General features: G+C 65.0%; 23 protein-coding genes. 7 read left to right on the top strand and 16 right to left on the bottom strand.

The annotated features are described in order from the left end of the window. Positions 1 to 8 precede the first annotated feature (8 nt). The 7 genes from HNE04_RS01185 to map form a co-directional block, all read right to left on the bottom strand. On the bottom strand, positions 9 to 761 hold the full coding sequence (locus tag HNE04_RS01185) for a cytochrome b/b6 domain-containing protein (protein ID WP_328700238.1): 753 nt from the start codon (positions 759 to 761) through the stop codon (positions 9 to 11). Continuing rightward, positions 739 to 1,182, bottom strand: a complete 444-nt coding sequence (locus HNE04_RS01180; protein WP_172215996.1) for a c-type cytochrome — start codon at positions 1,180 to 1,182, stop codon at positions 739 to 741. Before HNE04_RS01180 ends, HNE04_RS01185 begins: the two co-directional genes overlap by 23 nt. Before the next feature lie 8 nt (positions 1,183 to 1,190). Then, positions 1,191 to 2,042 carry a phosphate/phosphite/phosphonate ABC transporter substrate-binding protein gene (locus HNE04_RS01175; RefSeq protein WP_172215994.1) on the bottom strand — a complete coding sequence of 284 codons (852 nt, stop codon included), beginning with the start codon at positions 2,040 to 2,042 and terminating at the stop codon, positions 1,191 to 1,193. Between the two features lie 4 nt (positions 2,043 to 2,046). Continuing rightward, positions 2,047 to 3,150: a hypothetical protein gene (locus HNE04_RS01170; RefSeq protein ID WP_207717395.1), complete on the bottom strand. Its 1,104-nt coding sequence runs from the start codon at positions 3,148 to 3,150 to the stop codon at positions 2,047 to 2,049. A 3-nt stretch (positions 3,151 to 3,153) separates the two neighbouring features. Beyond that, on the bottom strand, positions 3,154 to 4,008 hold the full coding sequence (locus HNE04_RS01165) for a phosphate/phosphite/phosphonate ABC transporter substrate-binding protein (RefSeq protein WP_172215992.1): 855 nt from the start codon (positions 4,006 to 4,008) through the stop codon (positions 3,154 to 3,156). Positions 4,009 to 4,328: 320 nt separating this feature from the next. Beyond that, the gene (locus HNE04_RS01160) at positions 4,329 to 6,953 is read right to left on the bottom strand and encodes a [protein-PII] uridylyltransferase (RefSeq protein ID WP_207717394.1); all 2,625 of its coding nucleotides are present in this window, start codon (positions 6,951 to 6,953) and stop codon (positions 4,329 to 4,331) included. Next, complete coding sequence (gene map / locus HNE04_RS01155; RefSeq protein WP_172215990.1) at positions 6,950 to 7,753, bottom strand: type I methionyl aminopeptidase; 804 nt, start codon at positions 7,751 to 7,753, stop codon at positions 6,950 to 6,952. The genes HNE04_RS01160 and map overlap by 4 nt, the downstream gene beginning before the upstream one ends. A 72-nt stretch (positions 7,754 to 7,825) precedes the next feature. Between map and purL the strand changes: the two genes are divergently transcribed. Then, positions 7,826 to 11,806 (top strand): phosphoribosylformylglycinamidine synthase, encoded by a 3,981-nt coding sequence (purL, locus tag HNE04_RS01150; protein ID WP_172215988.1) that lies wholly within the window; start codon positions 7,826 to 7,828, stop codon positions 11,804 to 11,806. Here the strand turns inward: purL and HNE04_RS01145 are convergent. Together HNE04_RS01145 and HNE04_RS01140 are read right to left on the bottom strand one after the other, a co-directional pair. Next, a complete protein-coding gene (locus tag HNE04_RS01145; protein WP_172215986.1) occupies positions 11,803 to 12,186 on the bottom strand; it encodes a ribosomal protein L7/L12 in 384 nt (127 codons plus the stop codon). The genes purL and HNE04_RS01145 overlap by 4 nt on opposite strands. 59 nt (positions 12,187 to 12,245) lie before the next feature. After that, positions 12,246 to 13,067 carry a metal-dependent hydrolase gene (locus HNE04_RS01140; protein WP_235964699.1) on the bottom strand — a complete coding sequence of 274 codons (822 nt, stop codon included), beginning with the start codon at positions 13,065 to 13,067 and terminating at the stop codon, positions 12,246 to 12,248. A 99-nt stretch (positions 13,068 to 13,166) separates the two neighbouring features. Here HNE04_RS01140 and HNE04_RS01135 point away from each other — a divergent pair, with 99 nt between their 5' ends. Then, positions 13,167 to 13,892, top strand: a complete 726-nt coding sequence (locus tag HNE04_RS01135) for a heparan-alpha-glucosaminide N-acetyltransferase (protein WP_172215982.1) — start codon at positions 13,167 to 13,169, stop codon at positions 13,890 to 13,892. A gap of 111 nt (positions 13,893 to 14,003) precedes the next feature. After that, a complete protein-coding gene (locus tag HNE04_RS01130; protein ID WP_172215980.1) occupies positions 14,004 to 16,433 on the top strand; it encodes a catalase in 2,430 nt (809 codons plus the stop codon). A gap of 61 nt (positions 16,434 to 16,494) precedes the next feature. Here HNE04_RS01130 and HNE04_RS01125 read toward each other — a convergent pair whose 3' ends face one another. Genes HNE04_RS01125 through HNE04_RS01105 form a run of 5 tightly spaced genes read right to left on the bottom strand, consistent with a single transcriptional unit; the run spans position 16,495 to position 20,041 of the window. Further along, a complete protein-coding gene (locus HNE04_RS01125) occupies positions 16,495 to 17,274 on the bottom strand; it encodes a peptidylprolyl isomerase (protein ID WP_172215978.1) in 780 nt (259 codons plus the stop codon). A 31-nt stretch (positions 17,275 to 17,305) separates the two neighbouring features. Then, positions 17,306 to 17,572, bottom strand: a complete 267-nt coding sequence (locus HNE04_RS01120) for a BolA family protein (RefSeq protein WP_172215976.1) — start codon at positions 17,570 to 17,572, stop codon at positions 17,306 to 17,308. A 10-nt stretch (positions 17,573 to 17,582) separates the two neighbouring features. Then, entirely contained in the window at positions 17,583 to 18,128 is a 546-nt protein-coding gene (locus HNE04_RS01115) for a septation protein A (protein WP_172215974.1), read from the bottom strand. Positions 18,129 to 18,137: 9 nt separating this feature from the next. Then, on the bottom strand, positions 18,138 to 18,554 hold the full coding sequence (msrB, locus tag HNE04_RS01110) for a peptide-methionine (R)-S-oxide reductase MsrB (protein WP_172215972.1): 417 nt from the start codon (positions 18,552 to 18,554) through the stop codon (positions 18,138 to 18,140). Further along, positions 18,551 to 20,041 (bottom strand): protein adenylyltransferase SelO, encoded by a 1,491-nt coding sequence (locus tag HNE04_RS01105; RefSeq protein ID WP_172215970.1) that lies wholly within the window; start codon positions 20,039 to 20,041, stop codon positions 18,551 to 18,553. The genes msrB and HNE04_RS01105 overlap by 4 nt, the downstream gene beginning before the upstream one ends. Before the next feature lie 126 nt (positions 20,042 to 20,167). On the opposite strand from HNE04_RS01105, the gene HNE04_RS01100 reads away from it, so the two are divergent. The 4 genes from HNE04_RS01100 to HNE04_RS01085 are packed head-to-tail and all read left to right on the top strand — an operon-like array spanning position 20,168 to position 24,556. Next, the gene (locus tag HNE04_RS01100) at positions 20,168 to 20,497 is read left to right on the top strand and encodes a hypothetical protein (protein ID WP_172215968.1); all 330 of its coding nucleotides are present in this window, start codon (positions 20,168 to 20,170) and stop codon (positions 20,495 to 20,497) included. Beyond that, on the top strand, positions 20,437 to 20,874 hold the full coding sequence (locus HNE04_RS01095) for an N-acyl amino acid synthase FeeM domain-containing protein (protein WP_407926578.1): 438 nt from the start codon (positions 20,437 to 20,439) through the stop codon (positions 20,872 to 20,874). Before HNE04_RS01100 ends, HNE04_RS01095 begins: the two co-directional genes overlap by 61 nt. After that, a complete protein-coding gene (locus HNE04_RS01090; RefSeq protein WP_172215964.1) occupies positions 20,871 to 23,366 on the top strand; it encodes a hybrid sensor histidine kinase/response regulator in 2,496 nt (831 codons plus the stop codon). Before HNE04_RS01095 ends, HNE04_RS01090 begins: the two co-directional genes overlap by 4 nt. Before the next feature lie 14 nt (positions 23,367 to 23,380). Further along, the gene (locus tag HNE04_RS01085) at positions 23,381 to 24,556 is read left to right on the top strand and encodes a hybrid sensor histidine kinase/response regulator (protein ID WP_172215962.1); all 1,176 of its coding nucleotides are present in this window, start codon (positions 23,381 to 23,383) and stop codon (positions 24,554 to 24,556) included. Here HNE04_RS01085 and HNE04_RS01080 read toward each other — a convergent pair. Together HNE04_RS01080 and HNE04_RS01075 are read right to left on the bottom strand one after the other, a co-directional pair. Then, complete coding sequence (locus HNE04_RS01080) at positions 24,522 to 25,223, bottom strand: Crp/Fnr family transcriptional regulator (RefSeq protein WP_172215960.1); 702 nt, start codon at positions 25,221 to 25,223, stop codon at positions 24,522 to 24,524. The genes HNE04_RS01085 and HNE04_RS01080 overlap by 35 nt on opposite strands. A gap of 29 nt (positions 25,224 to 25,252) precedes the next feature. Continuing rightward, entirely contained in the window at positions 25,253 to 26,278 is a 1,026-nt protein-coding gene (locus tag HNE04_RS01075) for an AraC family transcriptional regulator (RefSeq protein ID WP_235964697.1), read from the bottom strand. Positions 26,279 to 26,291 lie beyond the last annotated feature (13 nt).

Genomic DNA, 26,291 nt, shown 5'->3' with positions numbered 1-26,291 from the left:
TCCGGCAGTCAGCCCAGGGCCGCGAGCCAGGTCACCCCCACTGCGCAGACAGCGAACACCGCCGCGGCCAGCGTGCGTGAATGGGAGTCGTCACGCGAGGGCGGCACCGGAGTGACCATGGCCTCATCTCCGTCGAGCATGGGCTTGATCAGGTTCTTCTTCTTGCGCACGAGGTAATAGGCGATGGCGGCGATGTGCAGCACCACCAGGGCCACGATCGTCCACTGGCCTACCTCCTTGTGAAACCAGGTAGCGCTCAGCGACTGGCTGGCGGTAACGAAGCTGCTGAGCGGGCCGGTGAATGAAATTTCGTCGTCACTGACCAGGCCGGTTCCCACCTGCACCAGCAGCACCGCGAGCATGCCAAATACCGACAACGCCCCGAGGGGGTTGTGGCCTGCTTTCGGCTTGCCATCGTCCTTGCCGCGCAGGTACGCGATCACGCGGGCCGGGGAATACAGGAACGAGGTGAAGCGCGACCATCGGCCGCCCACGAATCCCCACACTATGCGAAATACTAGAAGGGCCAGCACGGCATAGCCAAAGCGCGCGTGCCAATGCATCGCGGCCCCGCCGGTGTAACCGGTGGCCACCAGCCCAACGAAGCAGGCGACCAGGCTCCAGTGAAACAGGCGGGTCGGCAAGTCCCAGACCCGCACCCGGCGCATGCCGGTCCAAACTCGCGGGACCGTAGCCCTGATGGGTGCTGCCGGGATGGCGACACCCGCGTAATGGCGTTTAGTTGTTGCGGTAGGCATCATGGCAGCCTTTGCAAGTTGCGGCCGTGGAGGCGTAAGCGGCCTTGAGTTGATCGAGGTTGTTGACCCGGGCAGCCGCCAGCAGCTTGGCCGACTCGCCGACGAGTTTGTCGTTGTGCTCCCTGAAGCGGGCCTGCTCGGTCCATATCTCCGGCTTGGCCTTCGGGGAAAGGCGCTCGGTACCCGGGCCGAAGGCCGTCGCCGGCAGCTTGGCCAGGGCCGCTACCAGTTCGGCGTTTTCCAGCGCACCGCGGGCATCGTAGGGCGCACGGCCGTTGACCATGGCACCGATACGGGCGAAGTGCTGCGACAGCACATACCATGCGCCCTGCCGGTACTTCACGGCATCCTCCGCCCGGGCGAACTGAGCCCAAGCAGGGGCCGCGACCGCAGTGGCGAGCGTGAACGAAACGATGAGTCGCATGTGCCTGGTCATTCGCCCGTGTACTCCAGCAACGCGAGATATTCCTTCCGCTCGGCCTTGGCCCACTGCTTGACGCCGATGTCGGACAGCAAGCCGCCGCTCGCCTGGCCGTTCATCGCCAGCAGCGAATTGGTGAGCCGTGCCACCATCTCGGGGGAGGCCTTGGGCGACGCCAGGACCGACCAGTTCACGACCGGTTGGGTCTCGCCGATGATCCGCCCGCCCGCTTCCTGCCATTTCCTGGCAATGGTGGGATTCACGACGCCGGCTTCCGCCATTCCCGCGGCCACCTGTCCGGCCACGCTGTCCTGGAAGCGCGTGTGCGACATGTAGGGCTCGCGGATGTCCTGTCGGCGAATCTCGGCCCGCGCCATGGCGGCCGTGGCGGAGTACGTGTCCGGGAGCAGCAGCTTCCGGCCGCCCAACTGGGTGAAGTTCTGGATGGGCGAGTCCTTCGGCACGATGAAGGCGGCCTTGTACGGCTCGGGGCGCCGTACCAGCGGCTGGTAGCCGTGGTCGCGCACCAGCTTGGATAGCTGGTTGACCGACTTGCCGAAGACCAGCAGCGGCTTCTGTTCCGATTGCGCCTGCTGGACGAAGCGCGGAATGTCGATGATGGGGTCCACCAGCACCTGTTTATTCTGGATCTGCGAACCCATGTACTCCGCCCAGCCGCGATAGCGCATGGCCAGCATCGAGATGCTCAGGTCGGCCGTGACGGCTTCGTTCACCAGCAACCGCCAGCGGTCGCCCGACTGCTGGGCCCAGCCCACGGGCACGGCACAGACTGCGGCGGCAGCGGCGCCACGCACGAGGAGGGTGCGCCGATTGAGGCGCGATTCTGAATTCGGAAGATTCATGTCATCACCTTTGCTGGGTTGGTTGGAACGCGGTTTGGGGAGGGGCGCTGGCGGAGGCCGGGGAGGCGTTCTTCTCCCAGTCCTGCGCTGCTTGCACGACGGCGCGGAAGGCCTCCGCGCGTTGCAGCAACCATTCCCTCTTGTCCGCAGCCAGCGGCGTGGCGAGCCGGAACTCGTCCACCGGCATGCGATCCTCGCGCACGGACTTGATCAGGCGGTCGATTTCCCCGGCGGCATGCGCAGGCGTGGACAGCAGCACCAGGCGGCTCATCTTGTCGGGGTTGTTGGGCACGTGGCACTGGGTGCACTGCGATTCGCGCATCTGAAGGGCCAGGTCGCGGTACTGCCGGTCCATGGCCTTGATGTGCGGGTTCTCGGGCCGGTACACGCCATCGAACAGCGTGACCGCGGGCTGGGTCTTGCCCTTCTCGTCGGTCCACAGCCATTGGCCTTCGTGCTTCGCGTGGCGCACCGGCTCCACCGGCTGCAACATGGCATTGGGCGCGCGGTCGGTGAATTGGGCGGCGCGGATCTTCGCGGTGTTCGGGGCCATCCACAGCATGAGGCTGTTGGCGTTCTCGTACATCGCCCACTTGGATTCCTCGTGCCAGAAGGGATAGGGGAATTGGCCAGGGGCCAGCCGGTTGCGGAAGGCGGCTTCCAGCTGGACGCGAAACATGCGCTCCTCAGGGACCCACTCCACCGTATGGCGGCCGTTGAACATGAACAGGGGGGCGTACATGTTGGTCCAGACGTCCGGTGCGAACTGGGTCAGGTTGGTCTGCCGCAACGTCGCTCCGGCCGCCTTGCTCTGGCGTCCCCACAGCAGGAAGTCCGGCAGGTGCGAGCGCAAGGCACTCGGGCCGAACAGGGCACGCCTGCAGGCGTTGTAGGCAGCCGTGTCGCCGGCCGGTGCCACCGGGCAATGGCGCCCCAGTTCCGTTGCGATCTCGCGTGCCGCCTGCTCGATGGCCGGCGGTATCGGCGAGGTCGGCTGGGCATTCGCCATGCCGGCCAAGGCCAGCAGTCCTATCGCTGCGGCCGTGGCGAACCGCGCACGCCGGGGGCTGGGCCTGTCGAACATGGGCCCGCGACTTTTCTTTTCCATCCCTTACTCCTTCGTGTAATCCAGCAAAGCCAGGTACTCCTGGCGTTCGGCCTTGGCCCATTCCTTGACGCCCAGAGCGCCAAGAATGGGGGCCGCTTGCGTGTTCATGCCCAGCAGCGCTTCCTGCAGCTGGCGGACCGTATCCGCGGGCATGGCAGGCGAAGCCAGCACGGACCAGTTCACGACCGGCTGGGTTTCGGCGAGGACGCGGCCGCCTTCGTCGGCCCATTTGCGGGCGATGGTGGGATTGACGACGCCGACCTGGCCCATGCCGCTTGTGATCTGCTGGGCGACAGCCTCCTGGTATCGGACATGCAGCACGTCCGGCTTGGGGATGTTGTGCCGGCGCAGCTCGGCGCGTGCCACAGCGGTGGTGGCGGAGTATTCGTCGGGCATGATGATGCGGGCATTGGCGGCTTCGGCCAGCGTCTTGATCGGCGAGCCCTTGGCAACGATGAACGCCGCCTTGTAGGGCCCGGCCCGCCGCACCAGCGGCTGGTAGCCATCGTCGCGGACCAGCTTCGCCAGCTGGTTGACCGATTTGCCAAATACCAGCTCGGGCTTCGTGGTGCCCTGCGCCATGGACATGAAACGCTTGATGTCGACCACGGGCTCGATGCCGATCGGCCGCCCCTTGAGCTGGCCCGTCATGAATTCGGCCCAAGGCCGATAGCGGGCGGTGAGCAGGAAGAGGTTCGTGTCCCCGGTAACCGCCTCGTTGATCATCAACCGCCAGGGCGTGGTAGGAGCGGCCTTGCGGGGCGAGGTCGACTGGGCCCAGGCCGGAACGGCAGAGGCGAGGGCGGCAAGCGCCATGGATTGGCACAGTTGCCGCCGCGAATTCGATTGAGCTTTCATTTTCGATCCTCCCTTTTTTATTGATGCCGCCACTGCGGTTTGGGAGAACTCTAGGAAGCTCAGCGGCTTCGGTCAAACGAGAGGGCGGTCGGCCACCTGTCAGAGTTGACAGGGTCGGGACGCCCACCATGGCGGCACAGAAACAACTGCTAACGAGTGCAACAGGTTGTGTTGAATATGGCGGCTGCCTTACGGTTGCAGTAAGTCATACGGCTGAGGTTGAGCCCATTGGTACGCATGAATAGGGACTTACCCTTAGTTGACAAGGCTGCCAGTGGGAAAATGCCTAAGCGAAGCCCGCGTTTTGGCGCGGCCCTGATTCAGGCGGCTAGCGCCTCCAGCAGCTCGGTCTCTATCTCGATCTGGCGCTTGTTCTGCTGCAACTCGGGGCCATCGATGAGGAAAGTGTCTTCAACCCGCTCTCCCAGCGTGGACACCTTCGCCAGTTGGAGATTGATGTGATGCCGGGCCAGCACCCGGGCCACGCAATAGAGCAAGCCGACGCGATCGCTGGCCGAGATCGACAGCAGCCAGCGCTGGGCTTTCTCGTCGGGGGCGAGATGAACACGCGGAGTGATCGGGAAGCTCTTGACCCGGCGTGAAACGCGGCCGCGGCTGGGCGGCGGCAGCGGGCCCGCCTGCTCGATGGTGTGCTGCAGCTCCGACTCGACCATGCTGATCAGCTCGCGGTTGTGTTCCGGCAGCATCGAGCTCACCACCTGGAAGGTGTCCAGGGCATAGCCGTTGTTCGCCGTATGCACCTTGGCATCCAGGATGCTGAAACCGGCCTGGTCGAAGTAGCCGCAGATGCGGGCAAACAGGTCAGGCTGGTCGGGCGTGTACACCAGCACCTGCAGGCCTTCGCCTACCGGCGAGAGGCGCGCGCGCACGATCGCCTTGGCTTTGCCGGCGTGGCGCGCCAGGTGGCGGGTATGCCAGACGATGTCGGCCGCCTCGTGCCGCATGAAGTAGCCCACGTCCAGCGTGTCCCACAACTTCTTGTGGCCCTCGAACGGAAGCGCATACAAGCCCAGCTGCACCAGGGCCTCGCGCTTGCGGGCCTCGATCTCTGCGTCGCGGTCGGGCGCGCGGCCGCCCAGCATGCGCAGCGTGTAGCGGTACAGGTCTTCCAGCAGCTTGCCCTTCCAGGCGTTCCACACCTTGGGGCTGGTGCCGCGAATGTCGGCCACGGTCAGCAGGTACAGGGCGGTGAGGTTGCGCTCGTCGCCCACTCGCTTGGCGAAGGCCGCGATGACGTCCGGGTTGCTCAGGTCTTCTTTCTGGGCGATGCGGCTCATGGCCAGGTGTTCCTTCACCAGGAACTCCACCAGCCGGCAGTCTTCCGGCTCGATGTGATGCTGCCGGCAGAAGAGGCTCACTTCGCGAGCGCCCAATTCGGAATGGTCGCCCCCGCGGCCTTTGGCGATGTCGTGAAACAGTGCGGCGATGTAGAGGATGTATGGCTTGTCCCAGCCCGCGGCCAGCTGCGAGCAGAACGGGTATTCGTGCGCGTGTTCGGCGATGAAGAAGCGCCGGACATTGCGCAGCACCATCAGGATGTGCTGGTCCACGGTGTACACATGGAACAGGTCGTGCTGCATCTGGCCCACGATCTTGCGGAACACCCACAGATAGCGCCCCAGCACCGAAGTCTGGTTCATCAGGCGCATGGCGTGGGTGATGCCCTCGGGCTGCATCAGCATGGCCCGGAAGGTGGCGTGATTGACCGGATCGCTGCGGAACTTCCCGTCCATCACCGCTCGGGCGTTGTACAGGGCCCGCAGCGTCCGCGCGGACAAGCCTTTCACGCCGACGGTCGTCTGGTACACCAGGAAGGTTTCCAGGATGGCGTGCGGATTCTTCAGGTACAGGTCGTCGCTGGCGACCTCGACCATCCCGGCCTTGTTGAAGAAGCGCTCGTTGATCGGTTGCGGCGCTTGCTCGTTGGGATTGAGCCGCTCCTCGATGTTGAGCAGCAGGATCTGGTTGAGCTGCGTCACGGCCTTGGCCGCCCAATAGAAGCGCTTCATCAACGCCTCGCTGGCGCGCGAAATCACTCGCCCGCGGTCGTTGACCACGGATTCGTAGCCGAAGGATTCGGCGACCGCGGTCTGCAGGTCGAACACCAGGCGGTCTTCCCGCCGTTTGGCGATCACGTGGAGCCGCGCGCGGATCAGGCTCAGCAATGCCTCGTTGCGCTTGATCTGGCGCGCTTCGAATGCCGTGGCCAGGCCCGTGCGAGCCAGCTCATCCCAGCTCTTCCCGAAGCCCGCGGCGTTGGCCACCCACAGGATCACCTGCAGGTCGCGCAGGCCGCCCGGCGATTCCTTGCAATTGGGCTCGAGCGAGTAGGGCGTGTTCTCGAATTTGGTGTGGCGCTGGCGCATCTCCAGCGTCTTGGCCACGAAGAAGGCCTTGGGATCGATCGTCACCTCGAAGCGCTTGCGGAAAGTGCCGTAGAGCTTGCCGTCGCCGGTGATGAGTCGCGACTCCAGCAGCGAGGTCTGCACCGTCACGTCGGATTCGGCCTGGGCCACGCATTCGGACACAGTGCGCACGCTGGAGCCAATCTCCAGGCCTGCGTCCCAGCAGTTGCCGATGAATCCCTCGAGCCGGCGCTTGAGTTCCGGGGCGTGCTCCGCCGAGGTGCCGTCAGGCATCAGGACGACTACATCGACGTCCGAGTGGGGAAACAGCTCGCCACGCCCGAAGCCGCCCACGGCCAACAGCGCGAAACCGGCAGGCAAGCCGGCAGCATTCCACAGGGTCTTGAGGGTGTCGTCGGCCTCACGGGCCAGGCGCTGGAGCAGGCCGCGAATGCCTCGTGTCGAACTGCCTTGCGCTTGCAGCGAAGCCAGCAGCGCATTCTTGCGGGCCCGGTGCCCTTCGCGCAGTGCCTGGATGTCGGGCACTGCCGGGTTTGGCGCCAGCGCCGCAAGGATCATGCGTTCACGAACGGCGGTGGAGGCGGGCTGCCGGCCGAGAGCGTGAGCACCTCGTAGCCGGTTTCCGTGACCAGCACCGTGTGCTCCCATTGCGCCGACAGGGAGTGATCCTTGGTCACGATGGTCCAGCCGTCGCTGCCGAACTCCTTCACGTCCTTGCGCCCGGCGTTGATCATGGGCTCGATGGTGAAGGTCATGCCGGGCTTGAGCTCCTCCAGGGTGCCGGGCTTGCCGTAGTGCAACACCTGGGGCTCCTCATGGAAGTTGCGGCCGATGCCATGGCCGCAGAACTCGCGCACCACCGAAAAGCCATTGCTTTCGGCGAACTTCTGGATGGCGAACCCGATGTCGCCCAGGTGGATGCCGGGCCGCACGCGCATGATCCCCTGCCACATGGCGTCGAACGTCAGTGCGCACAGGCGCTTGGCGGCGATGGAGACCTCGCCGACCATGAACATGCGGCTGGTGTCGCCATACCAGCCGTCCTTGATGACGGTGACGTCCACGTTGACGATGTCGCCCTTCTTCAGCGGCTTGTCATTGGGGATGCCGTGGCACACCACATGGTTCACGGAGGTGCACAAGGAGGCGGGGTAGGGCGGATAGCCCGCGGGCTGGTAGCCCAGCGTGGCGGAGATCGTGCCCTGCTTTTTCATGCATTCGGCAGCCAGCCGGTCGATCTCCTTGGTGGTGATCCCCGGCTTGATGTGCGGCGTGAGATAGTCCAGCACCTCGGAGGCCAGCCTTCCCGCCACCCGCATGCCCTGGATGCCCTCAGCGTCTTTGTACGTAATGCTCATGGCTTCAATTATCCCATTGGGCGAAATCCCTTGCCGGTAAAATGCCGGGTTAACACCGAGAGCCCGTTCATTGTGACCCTGCACATCACCGAGTTCGAGGGCGGCAATGCCCTCAGCGAGTTTAGAGTCCAGCAACTCCTTCCGCGCCTGCAGGCCATCCACGACAAAGTCAGCGGCCTCAGCGCCCGCTTCGTCCACCTGGTTGCCGCAGATAACGCGCCCAGCGCAGCCGAGAATGAGCGGTTGGCCGCACTGCTGACCTACGGAGATCCTTACCAGCCCGCGGGCGAGGGTTCGCTGGTCGTCGTATCGCCGCGCTTCGGCACCGTTTCGCCCTGGGCTTCCAAGGCGACGGACATCGCACACAACTGCGGCATCGCGCTCAAGCGGGTGGAGCGCATCACTGAATTTCGCGTCAGCGTGAAAAGCGGGTTGTTCGGCAAGGGCGGGCTGGACGCATCGCAATTGCAGGCCATCGCAGCCTTGCTTCACGACCGGATGACGGAAAGCGCGATGTTCGACCGCGCCACGGCCCGGGGCCTGTTCGCCGAGGTGGAGCCGTCGCCGATGGAATACGTGGACGTTCTGGCCGGCGGCCGGGCGGCGCTGGAGAAAGCCAATGTCCAGTTCGGCCTGGCCTTGGCCGACGATGAGATCGACTACCTGGTCCAGTCGTTCAAGGGCCTGGGGCGCAACCCCAGCGACGTGGAGCTGATGATGTTCGCGCAGGCCAACAGCGAACACTGCCGGCACAAGATATTCAACGCCTCGTTCACGATCGATGGCGTGCCGCAGGAACGCAGCATGTTCGGCATGATCCGGCACACCCACCAGGTCAGCCCGCAGCACACGGTCGTCGCATACTCCGACAACGCGTCCATCATGGAGGGCTCGGCCGTAGAGCGCTTCGTCGCCACATCGGGGCAGGCCTCGCGCTATCGGAAACAGGATGCCCTTCATCACGTGCTGATGAAGGTGGAAACACACAACCACCCGACGGCGATTTCACCTTTCCCCGGCGCTTCCACCGGTGCCGGCGGTGAAATTCGCGACGAAGGCGCCACGGGGCGTGGCTCCAAGCCCAAGGCCGGCCTCACGGGCTTCACGGTCTCCAAGCTGTGGGGCGGCTGGTCGGACGAAGCAGGCGGCAAGCCCGAGCACATCGCCAGCCCGCTGCAGATCATGACCGAAGGTCCGCTGGGCGGCGCCGCATTCAACAACGAGTTCGGCCGGCCCAACTTGCTGGGCTATTTCCGCGAATACGAGCAGCGAGCGGGCGACGTCATGCGCGGCTATCACAAGCCGATCATGATCGCCGGCGGCCTGGGCACGATCGACGCGGGGTTGACCCAGAAGATCGAATTCCCGGCCGGCACCTTGCTGATCCAGTTGGGCGGACCGGGCATGCGTATTGGCATGGGCGGCGGCGCGGCCAGTTCGATGGCGACGGGCGCCAACGCAGCCGAGCTCGACTTCGACTCGGTACAGCGCGGCAACCCGGAGATCGAGCGCCGTGCCCAGGAAGTCATCAACCATTGCTGGGCCGAAGGTGAGGCCAATCCCATCCTCGCGATCCATGACGTAGGGGCCGGCGGCCTGTCGAATGCGTTTCCCGAGCTGAGCAACGACGCCGGCCGCGGCGCCCGGTTCGACCTGCGCAAGATTCCCCTGGAGGAATCGGGCCTGGCGCCCAAGGAAATCTGGTGCAATGAAAGCCAGGAGCGCTATGTCCTGGCCATCGCCCCGCAATCGCTGCCGCAGTTCAAGGCTTTCTGCGAGCGCGAACGTTGCCCGTTCGCCGTCGTGGGCGTAGCTACCGAAGAGCGCCAGCTGGTGGTTGCCGATGAAGGCGCGCCACCCCCGGTAGACATGCCCATGAACGTGCTGCTGGGCAAGCCGCCGAAGATGCACCGCGACGTGAAGAGCGTGGCACGCCAGTTCAAGCCGGTCGATCTGACGGGCGTCGGCCTGCAGGACGCAGCCATCAAGGTGCTCAGCCACCCGACGGTGGCCTCCAAGCGCTTCCTCATCACCATCGGCGACCGCACGGTGGGTGGCATGTCGCATCGCGACCAGATGGTCGGGCCCTGGCAGGTGCCGGTGGCGGATTGCGCCGTGACCCTGGCCGACTACAAGGGTTTCGCCGGCGAGGCGATGAGCATGGGCGAGCGCACGCCGCTGGCGGCTATCGATGCCCCGGCGTCGGGCCGCATGGCGGTGGCCGAAGCCATCACCAACCTGCTGGCAGCACCCATCGAGCTGACCCGGGTCAAGCTCTCGGCCAACTGGATGGCCGCCTGCGGCGAGCCGGGCGAAGACGCCGCCTTGTATGAGACCGTCCGGACGGTCGGCATGGAACTGTGCCCGGCGCTGGGGATTTCCATTCCGGTGGGCAAGGACAGCCTGTCCATGCGCACGCAGTGGAGCGAAGGCGACGCGAAGAAAAAGGTCACGTCGCCGGTCAGCCTGATCGTCACGGCTTTTGCGACGCTGGGCGATGTGCGGCCGACGCTGACGCCGCAGCTGGAAGCAACGCAAGACACGACGCTGGTGCTCATCGACCTGGGCAAGGGCCGCAACCGCATGGGCGCCGGCATCCTGGCGCAGGTGCTCGATCAGGTCGGCGACGAAGTGCCCGATCTGGACGATCCCAAGGACTTGGTGAGCCTGGTCAGCGCGGTGAACACACTGCGGGGGCAGGGCAGGATCCTTGCCTACCACGATCGCAGCGATGGCGGCTTGTTTGCGGCTGCCTGCGAGATGGCTTTTGCCGGCCAGGTCGGGGTAGCGCTCAACGTCGATCTGCTGGTGACAGAAGGCGACGGCATCAGCGACAGCCGCGCTGATTTCGGCGATGCCAAGAACTGGGCATCGCAAGTCGGGCCGCGCCGCGACGAGCTCACGCTCAAGGCGCTGTTCAACGAAGAGCTCGGGGTGGTGCTGCAGGTGCCCACCGAAGCGCGCAACGATGTGATGCAGGTCCTGCGCGCGCACGGCCTGTCGAAGTTCAGCCATTTTGTCGGCAAGACCCGGCCCGCCTCGTCCGGCATCGAGATGGGCAAGGGCGAGGTGCAGGTCTGGCGCGACACCAAGGCGGTGTTCTCCGCCAAGCTTGCCGACTTGCACCAGGTCTGGGACAGCGTCAGCTGGAAGATCTGCCAGCAGCGCGACAACCCGGTGGGCGCGGGTGCGGAGCATGCGGCCGCGGGCGACCCGACCGACCCGGGCTTGCAGTTCGCCCCGGCTTTCGATCCGGCCGAAGATGTGGCGGCGCCGTACCTGAACCTGGCCCGCCCGAGGGTGGCGATCCTGCGCGAGCAGGGCGTCAACTCGCATGTGGAGATGGCCTACACCTTCACCGAGGCCGGCTTCGAGGCGTACGACGTCCACATGACCGATCTGCAAACGGGCCGCGCGCGGCTCGAGGACTTCAAGGGTTTCGTCGCCTGCGGCGGCTTCAGCTATGGCGACACACTGGGTGCGGGCATCGGCTGGGCCCGCAGCATCATGTTCAATCCGCAGCTGGCCGAACAGTTCAAGTCCTTCTTCGACCGCCCGGACACTTTCGCATTGGGCGTTTGCAATGGTTGCCAGATGCTGGCCGAATTGGCAGACATCATTCCCGGGGCGCAGGCTTGGCCCCGATTCACCACCAACCGCAGCGAGCGCTACGAGGCCCGTCTGTCGCAGGTGGAAGTGCTGGAGTCGCCCAGCCTGTTCTTCGCGGGCATGGCGGGCAGCCGCCTGCCGATCGCCGTGGCCCACGGTGAAGGTTTTGCCAACTTCGCTTATCGCGGCGACAAGAGCAAGGTGATCGCCGCGATGCGTTTCACTGACCACCATGGCCAGCCGACCGAAACCTACCCCTTCAACCCGAACGGCAGCCCGGGCGGCTTGACTGCCGTGACGACGGCCGATGGGCGCTTCACGGCCATGATGCCGCACGCGGAACGGGTGTTCCGCAACATCCAGATGAGCTGGACCGCAGGCGACAAGAGCGAGTTCAGCCCCTGGATGCGAATCTGGCGCAACGCGCGCAAGTGGGTGGGCTAAGCCAGCCTGCGCAGCACCATGTAGCCGACGAGGCAGACGAGCACCAGGACTATCACCCACCAGATGCCCGATCCCGTGTCGCCGACCTGGCCGGGCGAAAGCCCGCCCGCTGCCGGCAGGTGCATTTGCTGGTAACCGTCCACAGCGTCCTTTGCTTCCTTCAGGCCCAGGCCGGTCTGTTCACGCATGAGCCGGATCGCCTCGATCTTGTGGCCTTTCTGGAGCGCGTCCACGACGTCCGGCGGAAGGGATTGGCCCATCGAGGGCGCGGAGAAAGAGGGTGCGTGAGGCGCGGGCTTGCCGCGCGCATGCGCGTCGAGGGCATCCTTGGCTTCTTTCAGGCCCATGCCGCTGCTGCGCAGCAGTTTGATGGCCTCCATCAGGTTGCCTTTGCTGAGCGCGTCAAGAACGGCTGTGGGAAGCCGGTCCCCTGGTCCCGTCAAAACTCCACCTTCTGACCCGGCTCGACCACCAGCATCTGCACGGGGCTGTTGCCGAGGGCCGTCCTGTATTCCGCAGGGGTGCCGCGAAGCGCCGGGTTGGTTCCGTAATGGACAGGCAAGGCGTACTTCGGGCGAATCATCTCTCGCGTCGCCAGCGCGGCGTCCGCCGGGTTCATCGTGAAATGCCCACCGATAGGGATGATCACCAAATCGGGCCGGTACATATCGGCTATCAGGCGCATGTCGCCGAACACGCTGGTATCGCCCATATGCCAGATCTTGAAGCCGTTCTCCATTTCGATGATATAGCCCACGGGTTCGCCGCCGTAGCGCGCTTCGTCCTTGTTGGTGGCGGGGTTCTTCCAGACAAACTCGGAAGCGTGCTCCGCCCTGACCCCGGTGATTTTCACCCCGGTGGGGCCGAAGGGCATCACCGTGCCGCCCTTGCCGAATCGCTGCACCAATGCGGGCGGCAGCACATCCAGCCCGATCAGTGTCGCACCCAGGCCTCCCGCGTTATAGACCGGGACGTTGTGCATCTTGGCCAGCGCCGCGGCGTCGGCGGAGTGGTCGAAGTGCGCGTGCGTCACGAGGATCAGATCCACCTTGCCTATGGACTCCAGCGCCTTGAAGTTGGCGGGCGTCTTGGGGTTGGACGTGAGCCACGGATCGACGACGATGACCTTGCCGCCCGGCGTGGTGATGCGCGTCGCGGATTGGCCCAGCCACAGCACTTCGGTCTTGCCAGCCGTCTGGGCCGAAACGAGGGTGGCGCTAAACAGTACGCAGGTGGCGAGCAGGGCGCGTAACGAAGACATCGTGCTTCTCCTTAGGGGTGGCATGCCACCGCATTGGAGCGCCCGGCGGCCGCTGCGTCAATCGGGTCTGCGCCGGGTCTGCGTCTAAACTCCCAGCCCATGCCCGGCCAGCGCTTCGACTCCATTGATGCCCTTCGCGGCGTCGCCATCGTCTGGATGACGGTGTACCACTTCTGCTTCGACCTCAACCATTTCGGCTGGATCAAGCAGGATTTCTATACCGACCCGTTCTGGACCTGGCAGCGCACAGCCATCGTCAGCCTGTTCCTGTTCTGTGCGGGCCTGGGCCAGGCCGTGGCCGTGGAACAGGGCCAGAGCTGGGCTCGCTTCTGGAAGCGCTGGGCCCAGATCGCCGCGTGCGCATTGCTGGTGACCGCAAGCTCGTACTGGATGTATCCGAAGAGCTTCATCTACTTCGGCGTGCTTCATGGCATCGCCGTGATGTTGATCATCGTGCGATTGACGGCGGCGTGGGGCCGCGGCCTCTGGCTGGCGGGCGCAGTCGCCATCGCGGCAAAGCCACTGGCTTCATTGGCGCATGGCTATTGGCCAGAACTGGAATTTCTCAATCATCCGGCGTGGAACTGGCTGGGCCTGATTGGGCGCAAGCCCATTACCGAGGACTATGTGCCCCTCATCCCGTGGCTGGGCGTGATGTGGTGGGGCATGGCTGCAGGACAGTGGCTGCTGAGCCGCCGGCGCAGCTCCATCCAGCAACCGATTCCACGTGCCGCTTCGCCATTGGCGTGGCTGGGCCGCTGGAGCCTAACGTGGTACATGTTGCACCAACCGGTGCTCATGGGCTTATTGCTGCTACTGCGATAGCTGACGGCTTGCTCGGCATGGGCGATAGGGGAATCCGTCCTACAGGATGGCGAGGGGCAGGGGACTTACCGTGGCCGCTGGCAATTTCGCCGACCCTATTGCAGTAGTCCAATGCCCAAGACACCCAAGCCCAATTCAAACATCACCCCGCCCAAGAAAGCCGCCGCCAAGTCGGCAGCGCGCAATACCGACAGCGGCCCAGGTCGGGTCCGTTCCGCCGGTGCGGGCGATCTGCCCGCCGAAAAAATGGCGCAGGTCGAAGCGCTGGCCGCTTCGATGCCTTACAACCCCAACAAGGCAGGCGAACATGGATTCGCGAACGGCCTCGCGCCGCAGCCCGGCGCCACGGTGGAACCTGCCTCCCGCCTGCCGGGCGCCAGCACCCTGTCCGAGGAAAACGGCAGCGAGAAGACCGGCAGCGTCGCGCCCGAAGGCATCAACGCCACCATCGAGCCGCTGGATCGCGTCCGAGTCGACTCCGCGGGCCAGATGCTGACGACGAACCAGGGCGTGCGCATCGCCGACAACCAGAACTCGCTGAAGTCGGGCGTGCGCGGGCCGGTCCTGCTGGAAGACTTCATCCTGCGCGAGAAGGTCACGCACTTCGACCACGAGCGGATCCCGGAGCGCATCGTGCACGCACGCGGTTCCGGCGCGCACGGCTTCTTCGAATGCTACGAAGCGCTGACCGATATCACCAAGGCCGCGCCCTTCAAGGAGGCTGGCAAGGTCACGCCGGTGTTCGTCCGCTTCTCCACCGTCCAGGGCGAGCGCGGCTCCAAGGACACGGCCCGCGACGTGCGGGGCTTCGCCGTGAAGTTTTATACAGACGAAGGCAACTGGGACCTGGTCGGCAACAACATGCCGGTCTTCTTCATCCAGGATGCGATGAAATTTCCCGACCTGGTGCATGCGGTCAAGCCCGAGCCGCACCACCAGATGCCGCAGGCGGCGAGCGCGCACGACACCTTTTGGGATTTCGTGTCCCTCATGCCCGAGTCCACGCACATGCTGATGTGGGTCATGTCCGATCGCGCCATCCCGCGCAGCTTCGCCACCATGCAAGGCTTCGGCGTACACAGCTTCCGCATGGTCAACGAGGCGGGCGAGTCCGTCTTCGTCAAGTTCCACTGGTCGCCGGTGGCCGGGACGCACTCGCTGGTCTGGGACGAAGCCGTGAAGATTTCCGGCGCTGACCCGGATTACCACCGGCGCGACCTGTGGGAACGGATCGAGGCGGGCGCCTATCCGGAGTACGAACTCGGGCTGCAGGTATTCAGCGAGGAGACGGCGGACAAATTCAGCTTCGACATACTCGACGCGACCAAGATCATTCCCGAAGAACTGGTGCCGATCCGGCCGGTGGGAAAGATGGTGCTCAATCGCAATCCCGACAACTTCTTCGCCGAGACCGAGCAGGTAGCGTTCTGCACCGCCCACGTCGTGCCGGGCATCGACTTTTCCAACGATCCGCTGCTGGCCGGCCGGATCCATTCCTACGTGGACACGCAGATCACCCGGCTGGGTGGACCCAATTTCCACGAAATCCCGATCAATGCCCCGGTGGCGCCGGTGCACAACAACCAGCGCGACGGCATGCACCGCCAGGCCATTCCGCGCGGCCGCGTCTCTTATGAACCCAACTCCTTGGCCGGCGGTTGTCCTTTCCAGGCCGGGGCCGCACAGGGCTTCGTCTCGGTTCCGGCGCGGTTGCAGGCCAAGGAAGAGCAGGGCAAGGTCCGCGCCAAACCGGAGAAATTCGCGGATCACTACACCCAGGCGACCCTGTTCTTCGAGAGCCAGAGCCCCGTCGAGCAGGCCCACATCGCCAATGCCTTTCGCTTCGAGTTGAGCAAGGTCACCGTTCCGGCGATCCGCGAACGGATGGTCGCCTCGCTGCGCAACGCCTCCGAGGATCTGGCGCGCAAGGTGGCCGCCGGTCTCGGCATGGAGCCGCTGCCCGCGCCCATGCCGCGCGCGCTGGCGAAACCGCCCAAACCGGAAGTCGACTCGTCGCCGGCGCTGTCCCTGCTGGCGCGACCGGGCGACGGAAGCATCCAGGGCCGCAAGATCGCGATCCTGGTGGCGCCCGGGGTGAACGGAGCCGAGATCGGGAAGGTGCAGCAGGCCCTGGTGGATAAGGGTGCTGTCGCCAGGCTGGTCGGCCCCCGCATCGGGCCGGTCAAGACCGCCGACGCGCAGACGCTGGACGCCGACGCCTCCCTGGAAAACGAGCCCGGATTCCTGTTCGATGCCTTGGTGCTGCCGGATGGCAAGGAGGCCGCGGTGGCCCTCGCGGCCGATGGCCACACGATGGAATTCATCAAGGACCAGTACCGGCACTGCAAGACCATCCTGGCCCTGGGCGCATCGAAAGCATTGCTGGAGAAGGCCGGTATTCCGCTGAAGGCCGCGGATGGCAAGGCAGACCCGGGGCTGATCCTGTCCGACGGCGCGGCCGGCCCGGCCCTCGAGGCGTTTGTCGACGGTATCGCCAAGCACCGCCACTTTGGCAGGGAGACCGACCCGCCGATGGTCTGACGCAAAAAAAAGCGGCCACCTGGGCCGCCCTGGATCCCGGATCAAGTCCGGGATGACAGACTTATTCGATCTTCGCCTTGCCGCGCAGGTCTTCCTGGAACTTGGCCAGTTTCTGCTGCTGCAGCTGCTGGGCGATCTGGGGCTTGACCTCGTCCAGCTTGGGCAACTGCGCGTCGCGCACGTCGTCCAGGCGAATCACGTGCCATCCGAACTGGCTCTTCACCGGCGCATCGGTAGTCTGGCCCTTCTTCAGCTTGATCAGCGCGCCGGAGAACTCAGGCACGTAGCTCGCCGCAGTGGCCCAGTCGAGGTCGCCGCCGTTGGCTCCGGAGCCCGGGTCCTTGGACTGCTTCTTGGCGATGTCCTCGAACTTGCCGCCCTTCTTGAGCGAGCCGATGATGCTCTTGGCATCGTCTTCCTTTTCCACCAGGATGTGGCGGGCACGATATTCCTTGCCGCCGTTCGCCGCCACGAACTTGTCGTACTCGGCCTTGATGTCGGCGTCGGTCACGGGATTGTTCTTCTGGTAGTCGGCGAACAGCTCGCGGATCAGCAGCGTTTGGCGCGCCAGTTCCATCTGGGCCTTGAAGTCGTCGCTGGCGTCCAGGCCGCGCTTTTGGGCTTCCTGCATGAAGACCTCGCGCGCAATGACCTCATCCTTCAGCTGGCCCTGGATCTCGGGCGAGACGGGGCGGCCGGACTTGGCCAGCTGGGCGGCCAGCGCATCGACGCGCGCCTTGGGCACCGGCTTGCCGTTGACGATGGCCACGTTCTGGGCCGCAACGGGCAGGGCGATGCTGAGGATGGCCGCTGCCAGGGCGGACAGGAAAACTTGCTTCATTTGGGGAGTCCCTTGAGAGTCAGGAGGGTGGTCAGAGGGTTTCAATCGCGAGGGCGTGCAGCCCCTGGTCGACAAAATCTTGCAGCGCATCATACACAAGGCGATGACGCGCCACGCGCGAGCGGCCGGCGAACAAGGGAGAGGCGATCCGCACCCGGAAATGGGTGCCAAATCCGCTGCCATCGGCCCCGGCATGGCCTGCATGGGCGGCGCTTTCGTCGAGTACTTCGAGCACTGTGGGCTCCAGGAGTTCCGCCAGCCGCTGGTGCAGGGCTTGGGCGGTGATGCCGGTACTCATGCTGGCAACCTCACGGCTTGGGCGCTTCGTCGGCCTTCATGTAGCGCCCCAGGTAGAGCGCCTGGCCGATCACGAACAGGGCCATCAGGCCCAGGCCACCGAACAGCTTGAAGTTGACCCAGGTATTGGTGTCGAAGTTGTAGGCCACCCAGAGATTGACCACGCCCATGGCCCCAAAAAAGGCGATCCAGCTCCAGTTGGTGACGCGCCAAGCGGCATCGGGCAATTCGAGCTGGGAGCCCATCAGGGACTTGAGCAGGTTCTTCTTGAAGAAGAGCTGCCCGGCCGCGAGCGCTCCGGCCATCAGCCAGTACAGCACCGTGGGTTTCCATTTGATGAAGGTTTCGTTCTGGGCCACGATGGTCGCGCCGCCGAAGAGCACGATCACCCCCAGACTGACCCATTGCATGGGCTCGACCTTGCCGGTGCTGTGGCGCAGCCAGGCGATCTGGGCGATCGTGGCGACGATCGCCACCCCGGTTGCTACGTAGATGTCCGCGAGCTTGAAGGCCGCGAAGAACAGGATGATAGGAAAGAAATCGATCAGCAGTTTCATGAGTCTTGGTCAGTCTTGTTCTTCGGCTTTGAAATCCAGCGAGGCTGAATTCATGCAGTAGCGCAGCCCGGTGTCGGTCGGTCCGTCCGGGAACACATGCCCCAGGTGCGCGCCGCATTGCGCGCAGACCGTTTCGGTGCGCACCATGCCGTGGGTGGTGTCGGTAATCTCCTTGATGGCGCCGGGCAGCGCCTCGGAGAAGCTCGGCCAGCCGCAGCCGGCGTCGAACTTGGTGGTGGAGTCGAAAAGCTTGGCGCCACAGCAGATGCAGTGGTAGCTGCCGTCGTCCCACACCGCCTCGTACTTGCCGGTGAAGGGCCGCTCGGTCGCTGCGTGGCGAGTGACCTCGAAGGCGCCTCGCTCAGCGCCCTTTTGCGCCAGCAACGCTTTCCACTCGGCTTCGGTTTTCTGGATTTTGTAGGTCATGAGGAGCAGCTGATTTCGATGTGGGTGGCCCAGTCCGGGGGAAATCCGGCTTTTTGATCATGCGCTGGATGTTCCTCATATGGGGCCTGGACCAGCGCGAGCAAGGCTTCGACTTCGGAATAGTCCTTAAGTTTCGCCTGGCGGATGGCCAGTTCTCCCAGGTGATTACGAAGCACATATTTGGGATTGGTCCTGAGCATCAGGCTGGCAGATTCCTCAACCTCAGCCTTGTCCAGCCGCTCCGAATATTGTAGCAACCAGGCATCGAAGGCCTCTCGTTGGAGGAACAGGTCGCGCACCGTTTCGGCCGGCTCGCCTGCAACATGGCGCGACAGCCGACGCCAGAAAATCGTGTAGTCCACGCGGTCCTTGGCCAACAGCTTCAGGACGCCCTCGATCAGCTCCCGATCGCCTGGCTGGTTGTCGAGCAAGCCCAGCTTGGCGCGCATGGCGGCCTCCAGTTCGCTCGGGAAGACTGTCTTGTACGACTCCAGGGCGGCCAGGGCCAGTTCCTGGTCGCCAATTAGCGGAAGCAGCGCCTGGCCCAGGCAAAACAGGTTCCAGTAGGCCACGTTCGGCTGCTTGTTATAGGCGTAGCGCCCCTGCTCGTCGCTGTGGTTGCAGATGTGGCCGGGGTCGAACGCATCGAGAAACTGGAACGGACCGTAGTCGATGGTCAGCCCCAGGATGCTCATGTTGTCGGTGTTCATGACGCCGTGGCAAAAGCCGACGCCCTGCCACTGCGCAACCATGGCCGCGGTGCGCTCACTTACCTGTTCGAGAAACGCCGCATAAGTGTTGCCGGCGAACGCCTGGGTGCTCCGGCATTCCGGATAGAACTTGTCGATGACGTAATCGGCGAGCTTGCGCAGTTCGTCGTACTGCTCGCGCGCCGAGAAATGCTCGAAATGCCCGAAGCGGATGAAACTGGGCGCGACGCGGGTGACCACCGCCGCAGTTTCGATTTCCTCGCGGCGCACCGGCGCATCCGAGCCGGTGACCATCAGGGCGCGAGTCGTGGGTATTCCCAGGCCGAACATCGCCTCCGAACCGAGGAACTCACGGATGCTGGACCGTAGCACCGCGCGCCCATCGCCCATGCGCGAGTAGGGGGTCCGGCCGCTACCCTTGAGCTGGAACTCCTGTGCGCCGGCGGCGGTTTGCGCTTCGCCCAGCAGGATGGCTCTGCCATCGCCCAGCTGACCCGCCCACACCCCGAATTGGTGGCCGCTATAGACGCTGGCCAGCGGCCGCGCGCCGGACAGGGTCGCGTTGCCGGTGAACGCCTCCACGCCCTCGGGCCCGGCAACGAGGCTGGCGGCCAGCCCCAGCTCGGCGGCAAGACGCTGGTTCAGCCCGACGAGATAGGGAGAAGGCAGGGGTGTGGGCGCCAGTTCGGTATAGAACGCCGGCCCCAGCCCGGCAAAGCTGTTGGGCCAGGCCAGGCCCAGTTCCAGCCGGGGGGGAGTGTCGACGACTTGATCCATGGACAGCATTGTCCTTGGTCCTGCGGCGCCGGAGTGCCCGAAGGGCATTTGCGTTGTTGAGCCAAACGTCGATAATGCTGCTGAGCCGATCGATACGTACGTACACGGCTCCCAGGGAGGATTCATATGGATGCACATTCGGCCTTACCGTATTCGCGCAGCGGCTTTGTCCTGCCCGACACGAATTTCGCGATACCGCCTGCGGCACGCCCGCCGCGCGTCGAGCCCCCAGCCGGCAACGTCGATGTGCCGTTCGCTGAACTCGTCTTTCGCCAATTGCGAACACCGCGCGAGATCGCCCAGATCAGTCACCTGCGCGAAGCCATCCAGCTCCCCGACGCGGTCCTGTCGGACCCAGGCTTTGCCGTGCGCGAAAAAAAAGAGACGAGCAGGGGGTGGTGGGTGCGTTCGAGTGCCGGGGCAGGATTATCGGAACCGTCCGCATCATTCCTATGAACCAGGGGCTCGCGCCGTGCGAAGCCGTGCTGGAGCGACAGTCGTTGCTGCCCGGGCATTACTATGAAAACAGCTGGGAGATAGGCCGCCTGGTGATCGGGCCGCAGTACAGGCACGGCTACGAGACGGTAAAAAAATGCCTGCAGCTGACATTGCTGCACCTCGTTGAGGCCGTGAACATCAAGAACGGCTTCGCGTTATGCAACCCGGTGCTGGGCCGGCTGTATCGGCGATTCGGCTTTTCCGTCGTCGTCAAGAACGCCTGGGAAGGTTCCACCGGCTCTTTTTCGCTGATCCACGGGCCGGTGGCAGCCGTCTTGAACGCTCTGGCCGAACCCGGCGCGAGCGGGCCGTCGCCCCACGAAGTAACGCAATGAGCAGCCTGAGCGGTCTGTGGGGCAGGCTGTTTGCGCACTACGAGTCTTATCACGCCTACGGACCGCCACGGCTGAAGTACGCGGGGTACATCGGCGCGATCTCGTACTCACTCTTTTACTTCCTGCGATTCACGAGGCCCGGCGCGCAGCCGTTCGATGACCTGCTGGTTCGGACGATTGCGATAGCACTTCTCCTGGGTCTGGCACTCAAGGACTATTGGCCGGAGAAGTTCAGGCGCTACTACATCGCCTATTCGTACCCGGCGCTGTTGTATGCCCTGCCTTGCTTCACCGTCCTGACCGGCCTGCAGCGCGGCGGGGGCATCCCTGCGATCTCGAACGCCTTCATCATCCTGTGCTTCCTCGTGCTCCTGACTGATTGGCGTAACACGCTGGTCATGCTCGGGGTGGGAACGTCGGCGGCCGTGGCGCTCTATCTCGCCACCAGCCCCGATCCCAAGCTGCCCATGGACCTGGTGGCGCAGTTGCCCGCGTTCGCTCTGATCGTCATCGGCGGGAACCTCTTCAAATTTTCCACCGAGCAGATCGATGCCGAGCGCAAGCTGCGCGCAACGCAGGCCCTCGCCGGCTCCATCGCGCACGAGATGCGAAACCCGCTCAGCCAGATCAGGCACAACCTGGAGAGCATGCAGCAGGCCCTGCCGCCGCCGACGACTACGGCGCGGGCCCAGACATTGGCTGCGCTCCAGGTCGACACCTTATACCGGCAGCTCGCCGAGAGCGAAATGGCCGTCAAGCGAGGCCTGCAGGTGATCGCCATGACCTTGGACGAGGTCAGTGCCAAGCCCGTCGACACCAGCGCGTTTTCCTATCTCTCCGCCGTCGAAGCGACCGACAAGGCCGTCCAGGAATACGCGTTCGCAAGCGACGCCGAACGGCGCCGGGTCAGCGTGCAGGTGATCGAGGATTTCACGTTCCGCGCCGATGAAACCGCTTACCTGTTCGTCCTGTTCAACCTCATCAAGAATGCGCTTTATTACCTGGCGCTCGATGAGTCTGCAAAAGTCACCATCACCGTCGTCGATCACAAGGTGAAGGTCCGCGACACGGGCCCGGGCATCGCGCCGGAAGTGCTGGCCAAGCTGTTCCAGCCGTTCAGCTCGGTCGGCAAGGCTGGTGGCACCGGCCTGGGCCTGGCCTACTGCCGCCGGGTCATGCGGGCATTTGGCGGGGACATCGAATGCGAGTCGGTGCAGGGCCAATACACGCTGTTCACTTTGCGCTTCCCGCAAGTAAGCGCACAGGAAAGCCAGGCCCATCATTTTGCGGTGATGACGCGCGCCCGCGAGGCCTTCGCCGGCAAGCGCCTGCTCATCGTCGACGACGATGCGGCCCAGCGCATGACCACGCGCCACAAATTGGCACCCCTCGAAGCCGAGATCGATCAGGCCGCCGACGGCCAGCGCGCGCTGGAAGCGCTGGCGAGGCAGCGCTATGACCTCGTGCTGCTCGATCTGAACATGCCGGTTCTGGACGGCTATGCGGTCGCGGCCAAGGTGCGGCAAGGCCAGGTGCCCGCCAATCGCGACGTAGCCATCGTGGCCTACACGAGCGAACCGGCCCATTTGGCGAGCGTCAAGACCCAGAAGGCCGGCATGGACGGCTTCATCGCCAAGCCCTGCGCCCAACTGCCCCTGGTGCAGGCGCTGCACCGCGCCCTGGATCGCCCCACAGCCCAGCCGGCCGGCGTGCTGGCCGGGCGGCGCGTGCTGCTTGCCGACGACAACCCCTTCAATCGCAAGGCGGTCGCGGCCTACCTGAAGCATGCCGGAGCGACGGTCGTCGAAGTAAGCCACGGCCGGGCCGCGCTCGAACATCTGCAATCACCGGGACCGTGGGACGCCGTCCTGCTGGATATCAACATGCCAGGCATGGACGGGCTTGAAACCACCCGGGCGATCCGGTACGGCGGGATGCCCTCCAGCAACGTTCCGATCGTCGCCCTCACGGCCCATTCAGACGCGCGTACCGTGGGGGCCGCGCAGGCGGCCGGCATGAACGGCTTCATCACCAAACCGGTGGAGGCGGCTGCGCTCTATCGAACCCTGGGCAATTTTTTCAGCGGAGTGGCACTCCCCACGTCCAAGGTGCTGGCGGCGCAAGGCTCGGCGCCGGCGCATGAGGGCAGGCTGCTCGATGTCGACCGGCTGGAAAGCTACAGGCGCATCGGCATGCTGGACGAACTGCTCGATGACTATGTGCCGGAAATAGCGCGGCTGGTCGAGCGGTTGCAGCGCGGGGTGGCTGCCGAGGACCTGGCCCAGAGCCTCGATGCCCTCCATTCGCTTTTGGGCATGAGCGGTGAGGCCGGTGCGTCGGCTTTGTACCGGCTGGTGCGCGCGGCCTACGTGCCTATGGTCGAGGCGCGAAGCTGGCCCGCGCAATCCGGCTGGCTGGAACAGATCAGCGCAGCCACCACCCAGACCCAATCGGCGCTGAGGGCGTATGCCCGAATGCAGCCTACAGATTGAAAGCCCCTCCAGTCATGTTGCCTCCAGTTTCTGCCAGCGAAGCCGGCGCCATCCTCTTCGTCGACGACGAAGCGACCTCGCGGAAATGGTTCGCACGGACATTTGGCGATGAGTTTTCCGTCGTGACCGCTGCCGGTGTCGGCGAGGCGCTGGAGGTGCTGGGTGAGCGCGGGCCCGAGTTCGCCGTGCTGGTCACCGACTACCGCATGCCCGAGCGCGACGGGATGAAATTGCTGCGGGCGGTGCAGCGGGATTTCCGGCACCTGGTGCGGCTGCTGGCGACGGCCTATGCCGAGAAGGATGTAGCGATAGCCGCGGTGAACCAGGGTAAGGTGCTGCGCATCCTGGAGAAACCACTGGACGAGGCCGTGACCCGCGAAGCATTGCGCGAGGCCGCCGCCCTGCACCGGGCACAGGCGTTCGAACGCGCGCTGAATGAAGGCAGGGTCGCGGCCCTGCGCGAGACGCTGGGTTTTCTGGCGCACGAGCTCAATACACCGCTGGCCACGGTACGGGGGTGCGTCCACCTGGTGGCGACGCGCTATGAGCCCGCCGCCCCCGATGCGCGGGCGGGCGTGGCCCAGTTCACCGAACACCATCCCGGGGAACTGCTGGCTGCGCTGGAACGCGCGGAGCGCAGGGCGCTTTATTGCCAGTCACTGGTGTCGACGTTCGTGCAATCCGCCCGGGACGCCTATCCCGGCGCCGCGGCACAGACGGTCAGCGCGGCGAGCCTGGTCGCGGCCTTGCTCGACGAGTTTCCCTTCGAAGAGAATGAACGGTCGTGGGTGACTAGCAGCGTGGAGGAAGACTTCCGCTTGCCCGGCCGCCGCGACCTGCTCTACCTCGTGCTGTGCACGCTGACCAAGAATGCACTCATTGCCCTGCGCGGCACCACCCAACCCAGTTTGCGGGTCGAGGTCGGGCAGGGCGCCGGGGCGGAAGGCGCGCGGCCGTGGATCCGCTTTACCGACAACGGACCGGGCATTCCTTCCGAGGTACTGGCGAAGCTCACGCGCGAGCCGATCACGACTCGAGCGCAATCGGGCGGCAATGGCATGGGCCTGATGTTTTGCCAGCGTGTGGTGCAGACGATGGGCGGGTCCATCGAGATAGCGTCCACTGTCGGCCAGGGTACGGCCGTTTCGCTGTTCTTCAATGGGCTTCGGGCTGGGCCTCCTGCCGGCTGACGAACGCGACCAGCCCGTCCTCATCCAGGATGCCAACGCGCCCGAACTCGAGCGAAACCAGCTTTTCCTGCTCGAGCAGCTTGAGGACCCGGTTGACCGTCTGGCGCGACAGGCCGACCAGGTTGCCCAGCTCTTCCTGCGAAAGATTGAGCTTGCGCATGCCATGCCAGAACAGCCGGCTCAAGTAGAGCGCCACGCGCTGCTCGGGTGAACGGATGCGGCCCGCCTCGATGATGGACATGGCCTGGGCCAGGCGCATGTTCATCTGCGACACGAGCGCCTGGTTGAACTCCAGGCTGGTGGCCCGCAACTCGTCGAACTCCGCCCGCGGCAGGCACAGCAGCTCGGAATCGCGCAGCGCAATCACGTCGTAGCGGCGTGGCTCCGTCTTCATGGCCGACCCTTCGCCGAACCATTCGCCGCCCGGCACCCCCAGGAAAACGGAAAGGCGGCCCTGGGCCGACTGGCTCTGCAACTTCACCAGCCCCGACAGCACCGCGTACCAGCCATCGACCTCGTCACCCGCCCTGAGCAGAACGCCGCCCTTGCTCCCGCGCCGGGTGAAGACGCGCTGCACCAGGCGCTCCTGCATGGGTGCAGGCAGCTGCGCGAACCAGGATTGCATCTGCAGGAATCGTGTGGATGGCCGGCTGATGTCGTGGAACATGGCGGTATTGTGCCGCCGCCGCGGCCGGGTCAGGGAGTCACTTGGTCGGCGGCGGCTTGCCGCTGGCGATACTGCGTCGGCGCGAACCCGAACCAGCGCTTGCACGCGGCATTGAAGGGGGATGGCGTGGTCCAGCCCAGCAGGCCGGCGATGTGACCCAGGGTATGGGTGCCTTGGGACAGGTAGTGCTCGGCCAGTTCCCGGCGCACGCCGTCCAGCAGTTCCTCGAATGAACTTCCCTCGGCGCGCAGGCGCTGCTCGAGGGCAGCATCGGACAGGTCCAGGTGGCGCGCCACATCCTGGCGGCGCGGCTCACCCAGGTGCAGCCGCCGGATGATCTCCTCGCTCGCGCGATAGCTGGTACGAGCCTTGCCCAGGCGCGCGACCCGGTCCTCGATCAGCCGCTCGTGCACGGCGAACAGCGATTCGCTGGCATTCGCAATGGGAAGCGCCAGGTCCTCGCGGCCCAGCCGCATCCTGTTGGCGGGCTGGCCGAACCGCAGCGGGCATTGGAACGCCATACGATAGGGGTGCAGGTCGGCGGGCTCGGGAAAGACGAACTCGACGGACAGCGGGCGCAGCTGCCGGCGGGTGGCGCGCTGGCAAAGCAGCAGTAGCGCCAGCATGCCGAACTCGACGCGCTGGCGTGGGCTGGCGCCGTTGCCTCCATGCGCGAGGAGCAGCCAGCAGTCGGTGCGCTCGGCTTGCAGGGTGAAACTCGCCGAGTCGCCGATGAGAAGCAGGTAGCGCGAAAGGCTTTCCAGGCCTGCCAGCAGGCTGGGACTGGGCCACATGGCCTCGGCCGGGATGTCGAAGTTGATGAAGCGGCGGGCGAGCTCGCTGTCCAGTCCAAGGGAGGGCTGGCCGGACCGGGCGATGGCCAGCTCCCATAGCCGGTTGATGTCGGCGGTGCCAAAGCGTTCGTGCCGCTTTTTGAGCCGGCTCATGTCGAGGCCGGCCTCTTCGAAGAGCCAAGCCGGGTCGACGCCCTGCGAGGCGAACAACTGTATGACGGCTCGAACCCAGGCGGATGAGCTGCTGATGGCGACGGGCATACCGCATTGCAAT

Source organism: Caenimonas soli (assembly GCF_013155545.1).
Taxonomy (GTDB): Bacteria; Pseudomonadota; Gammaproteobacteria; order Burkholderiales; family Burkholderiaceae_C; genus Ramlibacter; species Ramlibacter soli.
This window is presented reverse-complemented; position numbering and strand designations above follow the sequence as displayed.